At 37.4% G+C, this 20,049-nt stretch carries 17 protein-coding genes; 5 read left to right on the plus strand and 12 right to left on the minus strand.

Going from position 1 to position 20,049, the window contains the following annotated elements; all coding sequences use genetic code 11:
• The 5 genes from J2X31_RS14515 to serS all read right to left on the minus strand — a co-directional run bounded on the left by J2X31_RS14515 (nucleotide 1) and on the right by serS (nucleotide 4,279).
• Nucleotides 1-312 carry a DUF4286 family protein gene (locus tag J2X31_RS14515; protein WP_310027619.1) on the minus strand — a complete coding sequence of 104 codons (312 nt, stop codon included), beginning with the start codon at nucleotides 310-312 and terminating at the stop codon, nucleotides 1-3.
• 41 nt (nucleotides 313-353) lie between these two features.
• A complete protein-coding gene (locus J2X31_RS14520) occupies nucleotides 354-2,123 on the minus strand; it encodes a tetratricopeptide repeat protein (protein ID WP_310027620.1) in 1,770 nt (589 codons plus the stop codon).
• Nucleotides 2,124-2,137: 14 nt separating this feature from the next.
• Complete coding sequence (locus J2X31_RS14525) at nucleotides 2,138-2,494, minus strand: helix-turn-helix domain-containing protein (RefSeq protein ID WP_310027621.1); 357 nt, start codon at nucleotides 2,492-2,494, stop codon at nucleotides 2,138-2,140.
• Nucleotides 2,495-2,496: 2 nt separating this feature from the next.
• A complete protein-coding gene (locus J2X31_RS14530; protein ID WP_310027700.1) occupies nucleotides 2,497-2,790 on the minus strand; it encodes a type II toxin-antitoxin system HigB family toxin in 294 nt (97 codons plus the stop codon).
• A gap of 217 nt (nucleotides 2,791-3,007) precedes the next feature.
• Entirely contained in the window at nucleotides 3,008-4,279 is a 1,272-nt protein-coding gene (serS, locus tag J2X31_RS14535; protein ID WP_310027622.1) for a serine--tRNA ligase, read from the minus strand.
• Between the two features lie 158 nt (nucleotides 4,280-4,437).
• On the opposite strand from serS, the gene J2X31_RS14540 reads away from it, so the two are divergent.
• Nucleotides 4,438-6,345: a M1 family metallopeptidase gene (locus tag J2X31_RS14540; RefSeq protein ID WP_310027623.1), complete on the plus strand. Its 1,908-nt coding sequence runs from the start codon at nucleotides 4,438-4,440 to the stop codon at nucleotides 6,343-6,345.
• Here J2X31_RS14540 and J2X31_RS14545 read toward each other — a convergent pair.
• Both J2X31_RS14545 and J2X31_RS14550 read right to left on the minus strand, forming a co-directional pair.
• Nucleotides 6,326-6,904, minus strand: a complete 579-nt coding sequence (locus J2X31_RS14545) for a hypothetical protein (protein ID WP_310027625.1) — start codon at nucleotides 6,902-6,904, stop codon at nucleotides 6,326-6,328. The two genes, J2X31_RS14540 and J2X31_RS14545, sit on opposite strands and share 20 nt — an antisense overlap.
• A gap of 129 nt (nucleotides 6,905-7,033) precedes the next feature.
• A complete protein-coding gene (locus J2X31_RS14550; protein ID WP_310027626.1) occupies nucleotides 7,034-8,239 on the minus strand; it encodes an MFS transporter in 1,206 nt (401 codons plus the stop codon).
• Between the two features lie 371 nt (nucleotides 8,240-8,610).
• On the opposite strand from J2X31_RS14550, the gene lepA reads away from it, so the two are divergent.
• From lepA to J2X31_RS14565, 3 genes are all read left to right on the plus strand, one after another.
• The gene (gene lepA / locus J2X31_RS14555; RefSeq protein ID WP_310027628.1) at nucleotides 8,611-10,407 is read left to right on the plus strand and encodes a translation elongation factor 4; all 1,797 of its coding nucleotides are present in this window, start codon (nucleotides 8,611-8,613) and stop codon (nucleotides 10,405-10,407) included.
• Nucleotides 10,408-10,504: 97 nt separating this feature from the next.
• Nucleotides 10,505-10,726, plus strand: a complete 222-nt coding sequence (locus J2X31_RS14560) for a hypothetical protein (protein ID WP_310027629.1) — start codon at nucleotides 10,505-10,507, stop codon at nucleotides 10,724-10,726.
• A 3-nt stretch (nucleotides 10,727-10,729) separates the two neighbouring features.
• Nucleotides 10,730-11,035 carry a type II toxin-antitoxin system RelE/ParE family toxin gene (locus J2X31_RS14565; RefSeq protein ID WP_310027631.1) on the plus strand — a complete coding sequence of 102 codons (306 nt, stop codon included), beginning with the start codon at nucleotides 10,730-10,732 and terminating at the stop codon, nucleotides 11,033-11,035.
• Nucleotides 11,036-11,058: 23 nt separating this feature from the next.
• Here J2X31_RS14565 and J2X31_RS14570 read toward each other — a convergent pair whose 3' ends face one another.
• The 3 genes from J2X31_RS14570 to J2X31_RS14580 are packed head-to-tail and all read right to left on the minus strand — an operon-like array spanning nucleotide 11,059 to nucleotide 13,383.
• On the minus strand, nucleotides 11,059-11,256 hold the full coding sequence (locus J2X31_RS14570) for a hypothetical protein (protein ID WP_310027632.1): 198 nt from the start codon (nucleotides 11,254-11,256) through the stop codon (nucleotides 11,059-11,061).
• On the minus strand, nucleotides 11,253-12,653 hold the full coding sequence (locus tag J2X31_RS14575) for a radical SAM protein (RefSeq protein ID WP_310027633.1): 1,401 nt from the start codon (nucleotides 12,651-12,653) through the stop codon (nucleotides 11,253-11,255). Before J2X31_RS14575 ends, J2X31_RS14570 begins: the two co-directional genes overlap by 4 nt.
• Nucleotides 12,643-13,383, minus strand: a complete 741-nt coding sequence (locus tag J2X31_RS14580; RefSeq protein WP_310027634.1) for a prolipoprotein diacylglyceryl transferase — start codon at nucleotides 13,381-13,383, stop codon at nucleotides 12,643-12,645. The genes J2X31_RS14575 and J2X31_RS14580 overlap by 11 nt, the downstream gene beginning before the upstream one ends.
• Before the next feature lie 122 nt (nucleotides 13,384-13,505).
• On the opposite strand from J2X31_RS14580, the gene J2X31_RS14585 reads away from it, so the two are divergent.
• Nucleotides 13,506-14,465 (plus strand): helix-turn-helix transcriptional regulator, encoded by a 960-nt coding sequence (locus tag J2X31_RS14585; protein WP_310027635.1) that lies wholly within the window; start codon nucleotides 13,506-13,508, stop codon nucleotides 14,463-14,465.
• 6 nt (nucleotides 14,466-14,471) lie between these two features.
• On the opposite strand, the gene J2X31_RS14590 is transcribed toward J2X31_RS14585, so the two are convergent.
• Nucleotides 14,472-14,948, minus strand: a complete 477-nt coding sequence (locus tag J2X31_RS14590; protein ID WP_310027636.1) for a DinB family protein — start codon at nucleotides 14,946-14,948, stop codon at nucleotides 14,472-14,474.
• Between the two features lie 168 nt (nucleotides 14,949-15,116).
• A complete protein-coding gene (locus J2X31_RS14595; RefSeq protein WP_310027638.1) occupies nucleotides 15,117-19,742 on the minus strand; it encodes a T9SS type B sorting domain-containing protein in 4,626 nt (1,541 codons plus the stop codon).
• Nucleotides 19,743-20,049 lie beyond the last annotated feature (307 nt).

Below are 20,049 nucleotides of genomic sequence, written 5' to 3' on the forward strand. Positions count from 1 at the left end.
TTAATGTTCGGAAATAAGTTCCAATTCTGTTCGGAAAGCCAGCATCTTGTCGCCAAAAAGCCTATGCCCTTCTTCTCTAAAACGAGGGGCATCTTCCTGATAATATTTCTCGAGAGTTTCCTTACTATCGGTTGTGTACTGAATGGAATATGTGGTTCCTCCCATTTCTTCTTCAATCAAAACCTTTACCATTCTAGCCGAGGAAAATTTTCCTGTTGCAAGAATTTCGTTGATGTGTTTTTGTTGCATCCAGTTCAGCCATTGGTCGTGAACACTTTCGTGGATGTTTATGGTTACGTTGTATATGATCATTTTGAATTAGGGTTTAGGATTTGGGATTTTAATATTGGAATTTATAAATTAGCATCTCCTCTTAACTGACGGAATTTCTTTCGAGCTTCGATAAAGTAGATACTATCCTGATGATTGAACAAGACGGTTTCGTATAAAGGCTTTGCTTTCTCAGGAACTTTAAGGTCGTTATTATAAATTTCGGCAGAAAAATACAAAGCTTCATCTATATAAATTCCTTCCTTGTGATTGTCAATAATATTCTGGTATTGGCTTAAAGCCGAATTATAATCGTGCATTTTTTCATACGTCTGCCCTAATCTTAAAAGGGTTACGCTTTCAATCTCGTTGCCTTTGTTTTCCTTCAATATGTTTTGAAATTGTGCCAACGCTTCTTGCGTTTTGTTTTGATATAAAAGATAATCGGCTCTTGCGAATTTCTTCAAGGCAACTTGGGTAGAATCGGCAACGGTATTGTCGTTTATCAAAAGAAAATATTCCAAAGCATCATTGGCAATCAATTGTGTCGAGGCCGATTTCAAAACCTTAAACTGACTTGTCGCATACACAAAATCGCCTTTGAAATAGCTCGTTTTTGCAGATTTCAAGCTTGCTTCATGCCCTACTGCATCATTTTTTAAATCTTCTTCAATTTGAGAATAATAAATCAAGGCCTGATTAAATTTCTCTTCGAAAAGCAAGATGTCCGCCAATTCCATCTTGATTTCCGCTTCTTGGTATTTGTTGATGGGAAGTTCCAATGCTTTCTTCAAAATAGCTCTTCCTTGTTCGGGGTTTTTCATGTTGAAGGTTATAAAATGGGCCTGAAGTGTCTGTAAAGACAAGGAATACGGACTAATTCCAAACTTTTTCAATAGAGTTTCGAGTTCGGTATTGATTGCAGGATACTCCTTTTCGGTTGCTTTTTCAATCTTGTTTTCCATCAAAAACGAATGGGCAAAAATCTGCAAATCAATATCTTGTGTGTTTTCCAAAACAAAATTTATGATTTCAGTTGCCGATTCTTCATCGCCTTCCTCAATTGCCAATTGAGCCAGGTTTACGATGTTTGAAAACGTTTCCTGCACTCTTTTATAAATGGCTTTTTCTTGAATAAAGGCTTTTCCGTATTCTTTTTGTTGCACAAAAAACCAGCTCAAATATTGGTTCCAAAAAATATCCGGATCCATTTGAGTCCTTTTGAGCAATGCTTTTCTTAATGATTCATTGAAGCCTGTATCGCCTTCATCAGTCATATATCTAGAGAGTTGATTCTGAATCATTACTGAACTTTGAGGATTTCGTTGTGCTTCTTCAAGGAACTTTTCAATCATCATGTCGGTATTTCCCTGTTGACCATAAATGACTGCCATCTGATAAGTAAATGGTTGAATGGATTTAGCCATCTGATAGGCTTTCAAAGCATAATCAAGCAAGGCTTTCTTTTCGAAATTAACAGCAATTGCATAAACATTCGATGGGTTTTCCTCTATTTTTTCCAATGCCTTGTCGTAGAATTTTTTGGCATTAACCTCATCTTTTTGCAATTGATAGTTGTAGCCCATTTCAACCCACATATTCCCTTGCTTATATTTGTCCATACGGGCTTGGATGAGCTCTTTGGCTTTATCAAAATTTGAAAGTTGTTGGTTGGCTTCCACCACTTTTTGGAAATACAGATTGTTTCCGGGTTGGTTTTTCAATAATTCCTCGTAAGCGATAAGTGCTTTTTCGAAGTCGCCTTTTTCAAAATAATTCTGTGCCAACTGTTCGTTTTGGGCGAAACTTGCTAGTGTAAAAAATAAGAATATATATAAAAAAAGGTGCTTCATTTGAGAATTAGAATTTAGTATGACTGAATCAAAACATCGGTTGGAATATTCAAAACCTCGTGAATTTTTCGAATCATTTCAAGTGATAATTTTCTTTTACGGTTTAGGATTTCGCTTGCACGGCTTTTTAGTCCGACAATGTTGGCTAAATCATTTTGGCTGTAACCTAATTGCTCCATCCTGAATTTAATGGCTTCAATCGGGTCTGGCAAACCTATCGGGAATTGCTCATTTTCATATTGGTCAATTAAAATCCCGAGTACTTCAAGTTCATCTCCTTCCGAAGAATCCTTTTTGGCATCAAAAATCAGCTCAAGTCTTTCGAGGGCTTTTTGATAATCTTGTTCTGTTTTAATGGGCTTAATTTCCATGCTTAAATTTCGTTTGCATTTATTTTGTCGTATTCCGAATGTGTGCCGATAAACCGAATCCAAATCATCTGGTATTCATAATTGATTTTGACAATCAATCTGTAATTGTTTCCTTTTATATTAAAAACAATGCGATTATCATTCAAAATACTTGCACTAGGATAATCTGTTTTTATCTCGTTCGGATTTTTCCATTCAGTATTACTAGCTTCTTGGAACCAGGCTTTTAATTGCTGTTCACAATCGGAATGCAATTCCCAAAAATCCCGTAATATTTTTTTCGCGATGACTCTCAATCGGTTGGCTTTTGACAAAGTTAAACAAAGTTCCCAAAACGGGAAGTTATTTAACGTTTATTTTCAAAGGACGAACTCTTTAATTTTTTTGCCACAGATTTAAAGAATTAAAAATGATTTTTAAAATCTGTGAATCTGTGGCTAAAAAATTTAATGCTAAAGAAAATCAAAATCGATTCTCTTTAGCATTATAAATTTAGAACTTTCTAAAAAAGGATTAATCAATAATATCAAATCCTGTATATTTTCGCAACACCTCAGGAATCACAATCCCTTCGGGTGTTTGATAGTTTTCTAAAATTCCGGCTAAAACTCTTGGCAATGCCAATGAACTTCCGTTCAAGGTGTGTGCCAATTGGTTTTTTCCGTCTTTGTCTTTGAAACGCAATTTCAATCGTTGTGACTGGAAGGTTTCGAAATTTGAAACCGAACTGATTTCCAACCAACGGTCTTGAGCTGTAGAAAACACTTCAAAATCGTAGGTCAAAGCCGATGCAAATCCCATATCGCCACCACAAAGGCGTAAAACGCGATAAGGTAATTTCAATTCGTCAAGAATTTCTTTTACGTGTTCTACCATTCCTTCTAAAGCTTCATAAGATTTTTCTGGATGTTCAATTCGAACGATTTCTACCTTATCAAATTGATGCAAACGGTTTAATCCACGAACGTGTGCACCCCAACTTCCAGCTTCTCTTCTAAAACAAGGCGTGTAACCTGTACATAAAACTGGTAATTCATTTTCTGATAAAATTACATCACGAAAAATATTTGTAACCGGAACTTCGGCAGTTGGAATTAAATACAAATCGTCTTTTGCATCATGGTACATTTGACCTTCTTTATCTGGCAATTGTCCTGTTCCATAAGCTGAAGCTTCGTTTACCATATGTGGAACTTGATATTCTAGGTAACCAGCATCTGTGTTTTTATCTAAAAAATACGAAATTAAGGCACGTTGCAATTTGGCTCCTTTTCCTTTATAAACAGGAAATCCTGGAGCTGTAATTTTAGTTCCTAATTCGAAATCGACTATGTCGTATTTTTTTATTAAATCCCAATGTGGTAATGCACCATCGTGCAAAACTGGGATTTCGCCAGATTCAAATACATTTAAATTATCATCAGCACTTTTTCCAGCAGGAACAATGTCTGCTGGTAAATTTGGAAGCAAGTACATTTTTTGCAACAAATCGTTCGCTAAAGTTTCAAGACGTTCTGACGCGTTTTTACTCGTTTCTTTTAGTCCAACATTTTTTAACTTTAAAATCTCGGCTTTTGCTTTTTCACCAGTTTTCATTAAATCACCAATGTCCTTGGATAACTTATTAGATTCTGCGAGAGCATTATCCATTTCGGCTTGAACCGCTCTACGATTTTCATCAATAGCCACAACTTCGGCAACCAACTCTTTGGCATCCATATTTCGTTTTGCCAAAGCGGTAATTACTTTCTCCTGATTCTCTCTAATAAATGCTATCTGTAACATATCCTGATTTTTATAAGTCCGCAAATTTAATGAAATGTTTTTATTAAACAGAGGAATCTCGTTCAATTGAATAATTGTTAAAAATTAAATGGATTACATCCGCATTTTATATGTAAATCTTATTATTACCTATATTTGAATAAAATTTCTACTTTTTAATGAAAAATAATTACCTCTTTGCCTTTTTGCTTTGCACTTTAGCAACCTTCTCGCAAACTACTACTTTTGAAATTGCCGAAGCAGAAATGAAATCGGCTTCACAATTGATGGCGTTTGCTACCAATCCGAACACGGCAAATTATGACGTTACCTATCATAAATTGGAATTCACAGTTAATCCGGCAGTACTTTTTATCACAGGGAAAGTCACCACTACTTTTACGGCTTTGGCCAACATGTCAACCGTTACTTTCGACTTGACTGATGAACTAACGGTGAGTTCGGTTACTAAAAACGGGATACCTTTGTCTTTTGTTCAAAATGGCAATAACGAATTGGTCATCACACTTCCAGCCATGCAAATTGCAGGAACTTCTGCAACGGTTGTCATCAATTATTCAGGAGCTCCAGCTCAAGGCGAAGATGCTTTTACCATAGATTCTCATGATGGAACTCCAGTGCTTTATACCTTGTCAGAACCTTATGGAGCACGAGATTGGTGGCCTTGCAAACAGGACTTGAACGACAAGATTACCGCTATTGATGTGTATATTACAGCTCCATCTATTTATACAAGTGTTACCAATGGACTGGAAATCGCTCAAACTAGCAACGGAAACGGAACAAAAACCACACATTTTCAGCACAATTATCCAATTCCTGCCTATCTTATTGCCATTGCCGTAACCAATTATCAGGTTTTCACCCAAACTGCAGGAACAGCTCCTAATGAATTCCCGATTGTCAATTATTTATATCCGGAAAATGCTGAATCGGCTCAAAACAGCTTGGCGGTAACGCTACCGATTATGGATTTGTTCGAAGATTTGTTTGAAACCTATCCTTTTGCCGATGAAAAATATGGTCATGCCCAATTTGGTTGGGGTGGAGGAATGGAACACACGACGGTTTCGTTTATGGGAAGCTTCGGCAGGGGATTGATTGCCCACGAATTAGGACACCATTGGTTTGGAAATAAAGTAACTTGTGCCTCCTGGAACGACATCTGGATCAACGAAGGTTTTGCAACCTATATGGAAGGTTTGGTGGTTGAAAATTTTGATGGAGAAAATGCCTTTATAAATTGGAAAGACGGTTTGATTTGGAACATCACTTCGCAACCAGGAGGTTCGGTTTATGTTCCCGAAAGTGATATTTTGAATGTAAATAGAATTTTCAGCGGAAGACTTTCCTACAATAAAGGAGCGATGGTCGTGAACATGCTTCGATGGAAATTGGGCGATGCCAACTTTTTTCAAGGTTTAAAAAATTTTCTGGCCGATACTGATTTAGCATTCGCTTATGCGGGAACGGAGGATTTGAAAACACATCTCGAAACCATTTCGGACGAAAGCCTAACTGAATTCTTTGATGATTGGGTCTATAAACAAGGGTATCCAAGTTATTCCATCGAGGCACAAAATATCGGAAACGGACAAGTGAAGTTTATCGTAAATCAGACACAATCGCATCCTTCGGTTTCGTTTTTCGAGATGCGACTTCCTGTGAGAGTTTACGGAAATGCGGGTCAAGAAATGGATTTGGTTTTGAATAACACCTCAAACAACCAACAGTTTATCGAGAATGTTCCGTTTTTGGTTACGTCTTTCGATTTTGATCCGACAAAGGAAATTATCAGTCAAAATAATGTTACTATTTTATCTACTGAGGGCTTTCCTTCTGTTAATGAATTGGTGCTTTTTCCAAATCCATCTTCTGAAATAGTGCAGTTAAAAGTTCCTCAAGATATAAAAGTACAAGAAGTGATTTTCTACAATACCATCGGACAAATCATTAAAACCTCCACCGAAACTTCATTGAATGTAGCTGATCTTGCTTCGGGGGTTTATTTTGTAAAAGTGTTTACGGATTTTGGGGTGAAACAGATTAAGTTTGTGAAGGGGTAGTTTTTAACAACTGAATTACTATTTCAATATCTTGTATTGACATTTTTATTACCGACTCGATTTGTGATTTTCCATTCGAAATTAAAAGCACGCCTTTATTTTCATCTTCATATCCAGCTGGTTTAATAGAATATACAATTGCATTTTTATCAATGCTTTTTTCACCATCTTTGAACCATTTATAGTCTGCGAAATATGTTATTTCATCATTCTTAAAGACGATAACTTCTTTACCATAACGATTCCATAAACTAACACGCAACATGTAAAATCCAATTAAAGAAAATATTCCTAGCACCAAAATTCCTCCAAATTTTATTCCTTCTCCTTGAATCGCATTAAAAATTAATCCAAAAATGGGAAGGGTAAAACATAAAAATGTAAAGAGAAATAAAACACCTTGTATAAATAATGGCGATTTTACAACTTGAAGTTTTAATTGCTGGTTTTCAAATGAAAATTGACTCATATCTTTTACTAATTTAATAAACTCGTTAACTGTAAAATTATTTTTACCACATAGATACATAGTTTTCGCCAAAATTAAAAGATATCTCATTTTATATAGCCGAACATAGCTATCCTATTTGGTGCGAGATAAGTTATGAACCCAAAAATTAGTCTAATATCTCCCTGTTTTTACAAATTAATTTGTGAAAATTTGTGTAATTCGTGTTGAAAATTTCAACTACTGAATCGCCTTTATCCTAGAAGCCAAAAAGGTAATAAACAACCCGAAAACCCCAATAAAAGCAAACGAAAATTTCAGTCCAAAAGCTTCGGCTATATAACCAATTATAGGTGGTCCCATCAAAAACCCGAGAAAACTTACACTCGAAACTATTGTTAAAGCTTCACTCGGAGAAACGCTTTCATTTTTTCCAGCAACACTGTAAACCATCGGAACGATAGTGGAAACTCCCAATCCAACTACCATAAAAGCTATTGTAGAAGGTATCAAATAAGGAAAAAACACAGCCGTAAAAAGTCCAGCCGAAATCAGAACCCCGCTGATTTGCATTACTTTTTTTCTGCCCAATTTGAGAATAAATTTATCGCCTACAAATCTTCCGGTAGCCATCATAATCATAAACGAAGTATAACCAAGAATTACCAACGCTCCAGGAGCTTTTACGATATCTTTAAAATAAACCCCACTCCAGTCGAACATCACGCCTTCGCTTGCCATACAGCAAAAACCAATGACACCGAGCCATAAAAGTGTGGCATCGGGTTTGGTGAAAAACTTCTTCTTTTCGAGTTGTTTTTTGGCTTTAGCCTTAATCAGATGCTTGAAATTAAGCGACATCACAACGAGAACAAGCCCAAAAACAATGATAAAATGGATGTAAGGTTTAAGTCCGAAAGCCAACATGACCAAACCAATCAAGGCTCCGGTGAATCCGGCCGTGCTCCAAGCTCCGTGAAACGACGACATGATGGTTCGCTTGTAAAGTCCTTCGGCATAAACGCCTTGTGTGTTAACCGAAATATTCGTGAAATTTCCAAAAATCCCGAAGATAAAAAGCACTAAAGAAAGTTGCAACGGCGTCGAGGCCAAACCAATATTGGTCATCATAAAGGCATACAAAACCATGGCAATCAGAATCGTCTTGTGGCTTCCAAATTTGGCAACAAGTCTTCCAGAAAACGGCATTGCTAGAAGTTGCCCTAGCGGAATGGCAAACAAAATTGTTCCCAATTCGCTTTCGCTTAAATTTAACGAAGCCTTCAAATCGGGAATTCTGCTGGCCCAAGTCGAGGAACACAATCCCATGGCAAAATAAAACAACGAAACAGCCCAACGAATCCTTATTAAATAAGATTCCTTTGCATACTTGTAACCTTTTAATTTGGGGCGGGTGTTGAACCTGTTGATAAACCTGAATTCCATAACAACATCTTGGTTTGAGACCACAAATGTCCGATATTTTCCAATGCCAAGAAGCAACACCATTCATTTTTCCGAACTTTTGAGAAAAGGTCAATTATAAATAGTGATACCTCAAAAAAAGAAACTTTTAGCTTGTTATTTTTTACCTTTTAAGTTACAGACTAAAAAACTATATTTGCCGATTAAATCCTTACCTTTAGAGGGATAGGCGAAAAGCGAGGAAGAAAGTTGAATTTAAAAATAATTTGGCTTCGGGATTGCGTGAGGGATTGGACGAAAATCCTTTTCTTTTTTTCTTTAAAAAAGAAAAGATTGTAGGGAAAGCCCGACCCTTGTGGTCACGCCAAAATAATAATTGATACAAAACGAAGATGAAAAATATTAGGAATTTTTGCATTATTGCACATATTGACCACGGGAAAAGCACATTGGCCGACCGTTTGCTTGGTGCTACACAAACCGTAACAGCCCGTGAAGAAAAGGCCCAGTTGCTTGACAATATGGACTTGGAGCGTGAACGTGGTATTACCATTAAAAGTCACGCCATCCAGATGGAATACAAATATAAAGGTGAAGACTATATCCTGAACCTGATTGACACCCCAGGACACGTCGATTTTTCGTATGAAGTTTCGCGTTCGATTGCCGCTTGCGAAGGTGCTCTTTTGATTGTTGATGCTGCACAAAGTATTCAGGCACAAACAATTTCTAACTTGTATTTGGCTTTGGAAAACGACTTGGAAATTATTCCGGTTTTGAATAAAGTTGATTTGCCAAGTGCCAATCCAGAGGAAGTTAGCGACGATATTATCGATTTATTAGGTTGCAAACTGGAAGATATTATCCATGCTTCGGGGAAAACTGGTTTTGGTGTCGAAAATATATTGGCTGCCATTATCGAAAAAATTCCTGCCCCAAAAGGAAACAAAGACGAACCTTTGCAGGCTTTGATTTTTGATTCGCATTACAACCCATTTCGAGGAATCGAGGTTATTTTCCGTGTAAAAAATGGGGAGATTAAAAAAGGGCAGAAAATTAAATTTATGGCCACCGGAAATGAATATTTTGCTGATGAAGTAGGAACATTAAAGTTGAATCAGGTCCCGAAAAGCGTGATTTCTACCGGAGATGTTGGCTATTTGATTTCTGGAATAAAAGAGGCGAAGGAAGTAAAAGTTGGGGATACCTTGACGGATGCCAAAACGCCAACTACTAATATGATTACGGGTTTTGAAGATGTAAAACCAATGGTTTTTGCTGGAATTTATCCGGTTGACACCGAAGATTATGAAGATTTGAGAGCTTCGATGGAAAAACTGCAGTTGAACGATGCTTCACTTGTGTTTACACCTGAAAGTTCTGCCGCTTTGGGATTTGGTTTCCGATGCGGATTCTTGGGAATGTTGCACATGGAAATCATCCAAGAACGTTTAGAGCGTGAATTTGATATGACCGTAATTACTACGGTTCCCAACGTTTCTTATTTGGCTTATACCAAAAAAGAACCGGAAGTTGGGTTTGTAGTAAACAATCCATCGGATTTGCCAGAACCTTCCCGTTTGGACCGTGTGGAAGAGCCTTTTATCAAGGCAACCATCATTACAAAAGCCGATTTCGTTGGTAACGTAATGAGCTTGTGTATCGAGAAAAGAGGCCAGATTACCAATCAAACCTACTTGACAACGGAACGTGTGGAATTGAATTTCGATATGCCTTTGGCGGAAATCGTATTTGATTTTTATGACCGATTGAAAACCGTTTCTAAAGGTTATGCATCTTTCGATTATTCCCCAATCGGGATGCGAACTTCAAAATTGGTTCGTTTGGATGTTTTGTTGAACGGTCAAACTGTTGATGCACTTTCGGCTTTGATACACGAAGACAACGCCTACAACATCGGTAAGAAAATGACCGAAAAATTGCGTGAATTGATACCAAGACAACAATTTGACATCCCGATTCAGGCAGCAATTGGAGCAAAAATCATTGCCCGAGAAACGATTAAAGCATTAAGAAAAGACGTTACTGCCAAATGTTATGGTGGTGATATTTCTCGTAAACGTAAGCTTTTGGAGAAACAGAAAAAAGGTAAGAAACGTATGAGACAGGTTGGAAATGTTGAGATTCCGCAGGAAGCGTTTATGGCGGTTTTGAAGTTGAATGATTAAATTGTATTAAGATAATTGTATTAAGTATTAAGACAGACCCGATGACGAAAGTTGTTGGGTTTTTTGTTTACAAGCATAATTTAATTAAATTTGTTTTATGGAAACAATCAAACTAAATATCGACCTTACTTTTAACCAACTTCTTGAAGCTGTTAAACAACTGTCTCCTAAGGATAGATTAAAAATCAATGATGCAATTTGGTCTGATGATATGGAAGTTCCTATTGAACATCAAAAAATCGTAATGGAAAGAATTGAAAAATCTAAACTAAATCCAGAAAGACTTTTGGATTGGGATGAAGTTTCAAAAAAATTATAATCTTTGAGTTTCAAATTAAAAATTGATATTGATGCGTTTCAAGATATTGAAGAAGCTGCAGAATGGTATGAATTACAATCTAAAGGTTTAGGTTTACGCTATAAAAGTCAAGTGAAAAAACAAATCAATTCCTTAAAGAAAAATCCTTATTTGTTTTCAATAAAATACAATAACATTCGTTGTCGAAGAATTGATAAATTTCCTTTTTTGATTCATTATCTAATTGATGAAGAATTTCAACTTATTAATGTTTTTGCGGTTTTTCACACCTCTAGAAATCCAGAAATCTGGCAAAGAAATATTAAATAAAATCTGCACAAAAACAAGGTTTCTTAAGCCATCAAACTTCCGCAAATCCCCAATCCGGCAATTAGATAAACCGTTGCCAAAATAAAGAACACCTTTGCTGATTTGGGTTGGTACTTTTTTATGGAAAAACCAATAATGGTAAATAAAAGTGGCGGACCAACCATTATGAGTACAAAAATCGCAACTAATCCATTTAAATTTCCTACTTCTAAAGCTGTCATATTATTTGTGTTTTAGTTCTTAATTCTTCCAATTTTTCTCGTTTTTCATCCCGGTAAAACAAATTCATCGTTTCAAACGGAATGATCTTATTGTCTTTGTTGACGATATGGACACATGATTTTTTGATAGCGCGAACATCAAAATTATAAGCATCAATAAATTGCATGATGATGATTCTAAACAAATTATCATAACCCAAATCTGGAGCATCAATATTTGGCAGACAACACAGGATGGATTTCAAATTTTCTTCGGCAACTTCAACTGAATTTCCTGTACTGAAAAGTTCAATCATTTTGCCTTGAAGTGCTTCGTCTTGTTCATAAATAATGGTGTTTTTACTGTTATCGAGCAAATCGTTTGGATTGATATAACGCGTCAACGGAAAAACCTCATCTCCTAATTTCAAGGCATATCCCATTACCAAAGCATCGGGATTGCAGGGAACCGGAAGCAAATCATCAGAATTAAAAATAGAAGTTTGTTCTAATATTTTCCTTCTAACTTCCGTCAAAGTCATCCTGTCGGTTGCGGGATTGAAATTCTCCAATCTTCCAGCAATTTGAGTGGGTTGAAACGTAACACCGCGAACACATTTTTGCTTCAAAGCAAAATCTATTATTTTCCCAATTTCATTATCGTTTAATCCTTTTTGAAGCGTCACAACCAAAGTGGTCGACAAATTCAATTCGTTCAGGTTTTCCAAAGCTTGTTCCCTAATTTTGCTTAAATCAGCACCTCTTAATTCCTGTAAAACGCTATCCTCGAAGGAATCAAACTGCAGATAGATTTCAAAATCTGGAGCATACGTTTTTAATTTTCTTGCAAATTCTTTGTCTTTGGCTATCTTGATCCCGTTAGTATTCAACATCAAATGTCTTATTGGAAGTGATTTTGCATAATCTAAAATCTCAAAAAACTGGGGATGAATTGTTGGTTCGCCTCCGCTTATTTGCACGACATCAGGTTCTTTTTCGTTCAAGACGATGGTGTCGAGCATCATTTTTACTTCCTCCAATGTTCGGTGTCGTCCATAAGAAGGCGAAGAACCTGCATAACATGTTGGACACGTCAGGTTGCATCTGTCGGTAACTTCAACAACCGTCAAACAGGAATGTTGTTCATGATCGGGACACAAACCACAATCATAAGGACAGCCGAAATGTGTTTTGGTGTTGAATGTGTAAGGTGTTTCAGAGGGCTTGTTATAGTTTCTGATGTTTTTATAGTACGGAATATCATCGGCAATCAGCACCTTCGAGTTCCCGTGTTCCGGACATCTTTTGAGCATATAGACATTATCATCTTCAAAAACAATTTTGGCATCAATCCGCTTCAAGCATTCCGGACAAAGGCTCAACGTGAAATCATAATAGGTATATTTTCTAACGGGCATTCTTTACAAGATTTAAAATTGTTTTACGGTAATAAAGCATACAAATTAAGCATAAAATCTGAATGGAACTCAATCCAGCTAAAAAGAAAGTATTGGGTTTTATAAACTCTATACAAAACCGGAAACCAAAATAGGCAATCATGAAATATTGAAACAGTAGTCCGTTTTTTAAATTTGTTCGTTTTAATTTCCATAGAAACACAAACAAAACAGCCAAAAACAGGAGTTCATACAAAGCAATTGGATGTCGCTTCAAGCCATCTCCAAGATTCATGCCCAAGAAAAAAGTGGTCGTTTTTCCATACGTAAATTCGTTTGTCCCTGATAGAAAACAACCAATCCTTCCGATAAAAATTCCTACGATGATGGGAAACGTAAACAAATCGCCAGAAGATTGTTTTTCGCCAATCATTTTTTTCGCTAATTCTACTCCTAAAAGTCCGCCAAATAATCCGCCCATGATGGTTTTGGTATTAAATAGATTCAGGAAAGAAAAAATGTCTGATATCCAAACAGGATTTTCTAGAAAGCCTACAATTCTCGAACCTAAAAAAGCTCCGATAGCAGCTCCTAGAATTATGGACAATCGATTGGTAGATTCAATAGTATCAGTAGTTTTTTTTCGTAGAAAGATATAATAACGATAACCTAGAAAGAACGCCAAATATTCTAAAATCAGATGAACATTGATTTCATATCCAAAAAGAATGGGTTCGAAGGGAAGCGTCATTTTATAAATGGATGATTTAAATATTTATTTGATGATGAAAAATCCGTTATTGTAAAGATGCAAAAAAATATTGTTTTTAGGCTTCTATGATAAAATACTATCTTTGAAAAAACCTTTCCAACATGGACGAAACCCCAAAAAAATTCGATAGAATTGTTGCCATCCTTATCCAATTGCAATCCAAGAAGATTGTAAAGGCACAGGAATTGGCAGAACGTTTTGAGGTGAGTTTACGAACTATTTATCGCGATATTCGGACTTTGGAAGCTTCGGGAGTTCCTATTTATGGCGAGGCCGGAATTGGCTATTCCTTGATGGATGGCTATCGTTTGCCTCCAGTGATGTTTACCCGAGAGGAAGCCAGTAGTTTTATTGCAGCAGAAAAATTGATGCAGAAGTTTACGGATGCGGAATTGGGAAGCCATTATGCTTCTGCTATGTATAAGCTGAAAGCGGTACTTCGGGGTTCGGATAAGGATTGGCTAGCTTCAATTGAATCGAGTGTGTTGATGCAAACTTCTGGCAAGACCATCAACGAGAAAGCTCCTAATGCTTTGGCTTTTCTGTTTAGAAGCATAGCCGAAAAGACCCAGGTTACTCTAGGTTACGAAGCCATTGAAGCCGATGGTATCACGGAAAGGATCATTGAACCTGTAGGTGTTTTTCACGACCACAACAACTGGTATTTTCTGGGCTATTGCCATCTTCGAAAAGATTACAGACAGTTTCGAACGGATCGAATCCATACGATTAAAAACACTACTATCCCATTTGCCATCGAGCACCAGCCATTGGATTTTTATCTTGAAAAAGAAAAGAAGCATTTGACCACGACAAAAATCATCATCCGGGTTGATAAAAAGATTGCAAAATATATTGACGAAGACAAAAAGCACCACGGCTTTGTTTCCGAGAAAACAATTGGTGGTGCTGTTGAAATGACATTTATGTGCCAAAATATCGACGAATATTTCCCTCGTTGGTATTTGTCGTTTGGCGATTATGCTTCGATTATTGAGCCTGAAGCATTGAGGGCAAGGGTTTTGGAATTGATTGAAAAAACAAAAACTGGACTACAATAAAACAAATTATCGCTCCCAAAAAAATGGCGGTTCGATTCCAAGAGCTCTCAAATAGACATATCCCTGACCACGGTGGTGCACTTCATTATCAATAAAATAGAAGATGTTTTGAATGATTGGGAATTCATATTGCCCAAAAAGGTTGAAGGTGTCGCTAAAATCTTCCATACTCAACTGTTCCCAGTAATTGTTGATTGTTTCTGTATCCTTGTCCCATTGCTCCAAAAATTGAGACTTGGTGGTGAATTTTTCGGCTTCTTCCTGAAAAGGTTCTACTTCACGGTTCACGATTCCTTTCAAACCTGGAGCTCCGATGGCGATTAGCTCGGATGTTAATTGTGCAAAGGTTCTCATACCTGCAATTGAAAATTCGAAAAAGTCTTTTTCTGGAAAAAGTTCGATTACTCGTCGGGTTAGGGTTCTGTGTCCTTGCCAGTGTTTTACTAAATCTTCTTGACTGATTACTTGGGCTGTTGCGATCATAATGTTGTTTTTTTAATGATTATACAGCAAAGATAAATCGGACAAGTGACAACAGTTTGTCAGTAGGGTTTGGGAAATTTAAAAAATATTTGAATTTTAAATGCTATCAAAGAAAAATCCCATAACACTCGGAACTGCTATGGGATTTATAAGAAAGATTATTGAAAATTATCTCTTCATCGAAAAGTGGGCCTTGAATTCCTTATCAAGTCCGTCACGGTTTTTGTATTCCAATAAAAACCAGTAATCAGTCGAAGGAAGTTGGTTGCCGTTTAAGGTTCCGTCCCATTCTTCGCCAGAAGCATTAAGGAATTTTACCATTTTCCCGAATCGGTCAAAAATATAGGTTTTTGCATTCAAGTCGGTCAAGCCTTTGATTCCCCAAGTATCGTTATAACCATCACCGTTAGGTGTAAAGAAACGAGGATAATTTAAGGCAAAAATCGTAAATTCTAAATCCTGGCAACTGTTCTTGTCGATAACCGTGATCGTATATTCTCCTTGATAGGCATACGGGAAGACGTTGCTTTCCTGCGGAACGCCGTGATTCAATTGAAACAAGTAAACTCCGGAACCTCCCGTTACATTTACGGTTATGGTTTGATTTTGACTAAAATCTTCTCCAACTGTAGCTGTAGCTTCAGCAGTTGAAGAAGCAAAAACCTCACAACTTGTAGTATTCGAACATCCTGAAATAGTATTGGTTACCGTAACTTCATAAACTCCTAATTCAGTTGCCACATGCCTATTAGTTATTGTTGGCAAAGGATTTCCATCCAAAGTCCAAACAAAAGTGTGGTTTAGATTCGGAACGCCACACTCAATCCTAACCGAATTTAAAGGCAATCCGGAAACATTACTTATACAAAGGTATTGGTCATCTAAAAGTGGTTGCGGAATGGCATAAACAGCTAGCGTAGTTTTGGCTTCCGGTGCACAACCGCTGTTTAAAGTATAAATGATGTCGACAAAATTAGACACTATTCCTGTAACAAGACCGTTGGCATCAACTGTGGCAATACTTTCGTCACTGCTGGACCAAGTGCCGCCCGGAGTTGCATTGGAGAGTTGAAGTGTTTCGCCAACACATAGTTTATCATCTCCTGTAATTGGTGTTATTGCAGCCGTTGCATCAATTGTAAAGTTGAAATCATCGCTACCGCCAGCGGTGCAAGTGGCATTGTTTTGCAAAAGAGTATACGTAACCAAGTGGCTTCCGGGTGTACTGGCTACAACATTTATCTGACCTGTTGTAGGATTGATGATCAAGCCAGGATCGGATGTAAACGTTCCGCCTGTTGTGAAACCTGTTGCTAGAGTTGGATTGACCGGAGGGTCATTTGGACAAACTGGTGTAGCATAAGTAAAACTCACAACAGGAGTACTTAGGCTCTGAATTACAACTGGAAAAATATCATCTCCAAAACCTCTACAAATACTAGGATCTGCGGTAACGGTATAAGTAACTATATAAGAAGCGGGAGTACTTGCCACTACATTGATTTCTCCTGTATTCGGATTAATAATCAAACCTGGATTGTTCGAAGTATAAGTTCCACCGGTTGTAAATCCTGCAACTGGAGTTGGAAAAATAGGTGAACTGCTTTCGCATATTGGTGATGGGTAGGAAAAAGCTGTTATGGGTGTTATGCTGCCTGTAATTTCTAAAGGAGCAGTAAATGAATTGCCACCTTGACAAATTGAAGGATCTGCTAGAACGCTATAAGTAATGGTATGAGGACCAACCGTACTTGAAGTGATATTGACTTCTCCTGTAGCTGCATTAATGATTAAACCAGGGTCAGAAGTAAATGTTCCTCCTGTTGTAAAGCCTGTTGCTGTTGTTGGAGAAACTGGTGCACTAGCTATACAAACTTGGGTTGGATAGGAAAAGCTCACTACTGGGGTGGTTTCTGCTACAAAAGCAACCAATGTGTTATCTGTTCCAACAAGTAAACAATTCGCAGGATTTGCTACAATTGTATAAAACACACTATGAGGTGCGGCTGTACTGGTTGAAGGGTTTATTTCTCCTGTTGTAGGGTTGATGGTCAATCCTGAATCGGATGTAAAAGTACCTCCTGGAGTAAATCCTGGGTTTAGAATTGGCATTACAGACGTACTGCTTTTGCAGATGTTAGTAGGATAAGTAAAGCCAACAACTGGAGTAATTGAACTTTGAATTACGACTGGAAAAGTATCATCTCCAAAACCCATACAGATGCTCGGATCTGCGGTAACGGTATAAGTAACTATATAAGAAGCGGGAGTACTTGCTACTACATTGATTTCTCCAGTATTCGGATTAATAATCAAACCTGGATCGTTTGCACTATAAGTTCCGCCAGGTGTAAATCCTGCAACAGGTGTTGGCAAAATTGGTACACTGTTCACGCAAACCGGAGAAGGATAAGAAAATCCGGTTATTGGTGTTATGTTGTTGGTAATTTCTAAAGGAGCAGCAAATGAATCCCCACCTTGGCAGATTGATGGATCGGCTAGAACGGTATAATTTATTGTATGAGGGCCAACTGTACTTGAAGCAATATTGACTTCTCCTGTTGATGGATTGATTGTCAGGCCTGGATCAGATGAAAAAACTCCTCCCGGTGTGAATCCTGAAGCTGTTGTTGGAGAAACTGGTGCACTAGTAGTACAAACTTGAACCGGATAGGTAAAATTGACTACGGGAGTAACTTCTGTCACAAATGTAACAAGAGCGGTATCTAGACCTGGAGATAAACAAGTTGCCGGATTTGCAACCACTGTATAAACAACGCTGTGTGGAAGTGGCGTACTTGCTGATGGATTTATTTCTCCGGTTAAAGGATCAATTACCAATCCAGAATCAGAAGAAAAAGTTCCCCCTGGTGTGAATCCTGTGGATAGAATTGGCATTACCGAAGTACTGTTTTTACAAATGTTAGCTGGATAGGAAAAACCTAGTACTGGTGTAATTGCATTTACTATTTCTACTGTAAAAGGACTTGATCCTCCAAGGTTGCAACCTCCAGAAGAAGCAATCGTATAGGTAATGATATAAGTATTAGGAGTACTTGTTGAAGCATTTATCTCTCCTGTTGTTGTGTTGATGGCCAGTCCGGCTATATTAACGGAATAAGTTCCTCCTGTTGTAAATCCTGTTGCAGGAGTTGGAAAAACTGAAGCACTTGTTGTGCAAATTTGTGTTGGATAAGAGAAGTTTGTTACGGGTGTGGTGGAGGGAATAACTTCCAACAAATCAGCATTACTCACTACAGTATTGCTTGTTGATGTTGCCACACAAAAATATTGATTGTTATCAAATGACAGCAAAACCGGATCAATAGTTAATGTATTGGTACTACTTCCTGAATAAGATCCTGTGTCAGTGACATCCAACCACATGTTAGAAGCATCCAGTACTTTCCATTGATAGGTAAATCCCGCAGGATTGCTCAATGTGGCCGAAAGACTTACTTGCCCATTTTCGCAAGTAGCAGGAATAGTAACCACTGGCATGGCTGGAGCGGGTATTACAGTTGTGGTATGCGAACCGACATTGCTACAATTTTCCGAATTGGATGAATTCCAATCACTTCCATTAAATACTAATTTGGGAGCAACCGCATTCGGATTTCTAATCATGCTAAAACCTGTATTGTTGGGTGTTTCAACAGTGTCAATGACTGATCCGTTTTGAACCAATTCCAATCTATCATCATCATTAAAACCAGTAGCAAAATTAGTACCCGTTACTGCTCCACATGGGATTGGACTACCAATTCCAATAAGATAAATACCTCCTGCTGGAACAATTCCAGACAAAGCGATTTCGTATGAAGGAGTTGTATCTCCAACATCTGCGTATCTTCTGATGGTGTAACCTGATAAGTCAATGGGGTTTGCTGTTCCGTTGTAAAGTTCTATAACACCTCCTGATCCTGCTTGAGCATCATAAAGTTCCGATATATATAAATTGGAAGCACTAGACCCAGTTGACTCGATTACTGCAAAATACATAACACCAGTGCCTTCACAGCCATTGGTAGTTACAGAAATTAAACCGCTTAAATTATTTCCAGCAGGAATATTTGCTGTTATTTCTGTATCGGAAATCACAGTAAAACTTGCAACATTCACACCGCTTAACTTTACCGCAGAAGTTCCCGAACCTGCCAGAAAGCCACTTCCTGTTATTGTAATGAATGTGTTTTCTGGTCCCATAGCTGGAGTGTGGCCCAAAATAGTTGGTGGTGTACAGGCTTGTGTGACGCTTCCTTGCAATTCAAAATCATCTAAATTAAAATTTCCTGCCCCTCCACCTGTCAAAGCAATTGTGACTGTGACTGTGCCTGTCAATCCTGCAACATTAGTTACATTCGTCGAGCCAACTGGAGCTCCTGTTTGAGGGATCGTACCATTCCCTACTGCAATCCCATTAATCGACATGGCCCAATTTTGTGGTCCTGCATTACTCCTTTTTCTCCAAAAATTAAAGGAAGTCACTGATACTTGATAATTTGCAGCAACATTGAATGTAAGTGTAATTGTATTTGCACCGTTTGTTGTTGTAATTGCATTTCCAGTAGATCCATTAGCATCCGTCCAAGCTCCATTAGTATTAGTCCATGAGGAATTGGAAAGATTTGGGGCTAAAGTTGTAGGAGCTACATTGTAGGGATGTGAATTTATATTTCCTGTACCAAAATTGTGAAAATAAATCTGTCCTTGAGCCTTGAATCCAAAAGCTAAAAATAATAATGAAAGAAAAAGTATTCTAGTACTATATTTTAGGGTAAATGTTTTTGTCATATTTTTTATGATATTATTGTGCACACAAAATGGGCGGCGAAAGTAGTAATTAAAATACTCCTCCGTATTTTTTCTATTTTATTAAAAGGTTAAATAATCCGGCTCAAGCCTATTGATTGCTACAGATTTGGGAAATTTCTTCATCAAAAAGCTCATCGGATTTCGATTTTGAGTTTACAAATATATAAGGATTAGCGTAACGCTGTGAAAAATGTGAATAAAAATCATTGTTTGTCAACTAATTTTACAATTTTACCAAGGTATTTCTCAACCAAATACATAAAAAAACCTCCGAGTATGTCGGAGG

Origin of the sequence: Flavobacterium arsenatis (assembly GCF_031456785.1) — a bacterium.
Taxonomy (GTDB): domain Bacteria; phylum Bacteroidota; class Bacteroidia; order Flavobacteriales; family Flavobacteriaceae; genus Flavobacterium; species Flavobacterium arsenatis.

Coding starts and splice junctions, on each gene's coding strand:
- J2X31_RS14515 (WP_310027619.1), bottom strand. CDS start 312: ATGATCATATACAACGTAACCATAAACATCCACGAAAGTGTTCACGAC.
- J2X31_RS14520 (WP_310027620.1), bottom strand. CDS start 2,123: ATGAAGCACCTTTTTTTATATATATTCTTATTTTTTACACTAGCAAGT.
- J2X31_RS14525 (WP_310027621.1), bottom strand. CDS start 2,494: ATGGAAATTAAGCCCATTAAAACAGAACAAGATTATCAAAAAGCCCTC.
- serS (WP_310027622.1), bottom strand. CDS start 4,279: ATGTTACAGATAGCATTTATTAGAGAGAATCAGGAGAAAGTAATTACC.
- J2X31_RS14540 (WP_310027623.1), top strand. CDS start 4,438: ATGAAAAATAATTACCTCTTTGCCTTTTTGCTTTGCACTTTAGCAACC.
- J2X31_RS14545 (WP_310027625.1), bottom strand. CDS start 6,904: ATGAGATATCTTTTAATTTTGGCGAAAACTATGTATCTATGTGGTAAA.
- J2X31_RS14550 (WP_310027626.1), bottom strand. CDS start 8,239: ATGGAATTCAGGTTTATCAACAGGTTCAACACCCGCCCCAAATTAAAA.
- lepA (WP_310027628.1), top strand. CDS start 8,611: ATGAAAAATATTAGGAATTTTTGCATTATTGCACATATTGACCACGGG.
- J2X31_RS14560 (WP_310027629.1), top strand. CDS start 10,505: ATGGAAACAATCAAACTAAATATCGACCTTACTTTTAACCAACTTCTT.
- J2X31_RS14570 (WP_310027632.1), bottom strand. CDS start 11,256: ATGACAGCTTTAGAAGTAGGAAATTTAAATGGATTAGTTGCGATTTTT.
- J2X31_RS14575 (WP_310027633.1), bottom strand. CDS start 12,653: ATGCCCGTTAGAAAATATACCTATTATGATTTCACGTTGAGCCTTTGT.
- J2X31_RS14580 (WP_310027634.1), bottom strand. CDS start 13,383: ATGACGCTTCCCTTCGAACCCATTCTTTTTGGATATGAAATCAATGTT.
- J2X31_RS14585 (WP_310027635.1), top strand. CDS start 13,506: ATGGACGAAACCCCAAAAAAATTCGATAGAATTGTTGCCATCCTTATC.
- J2X31_RS14590 (WP_310027636.1), bottom strand. CDS start 14,948: ATGATCGCAACAGCCCAAGTAATCAGTCAAGAAGATTTAGTAAAACAC.
- J2X31_RS14595 (WP_310027638.1), bottom strand. CDS start 19,742: ATGACAAAAACATTTACCCTAAAATATAGTACTAGAATACTTTTTCTT.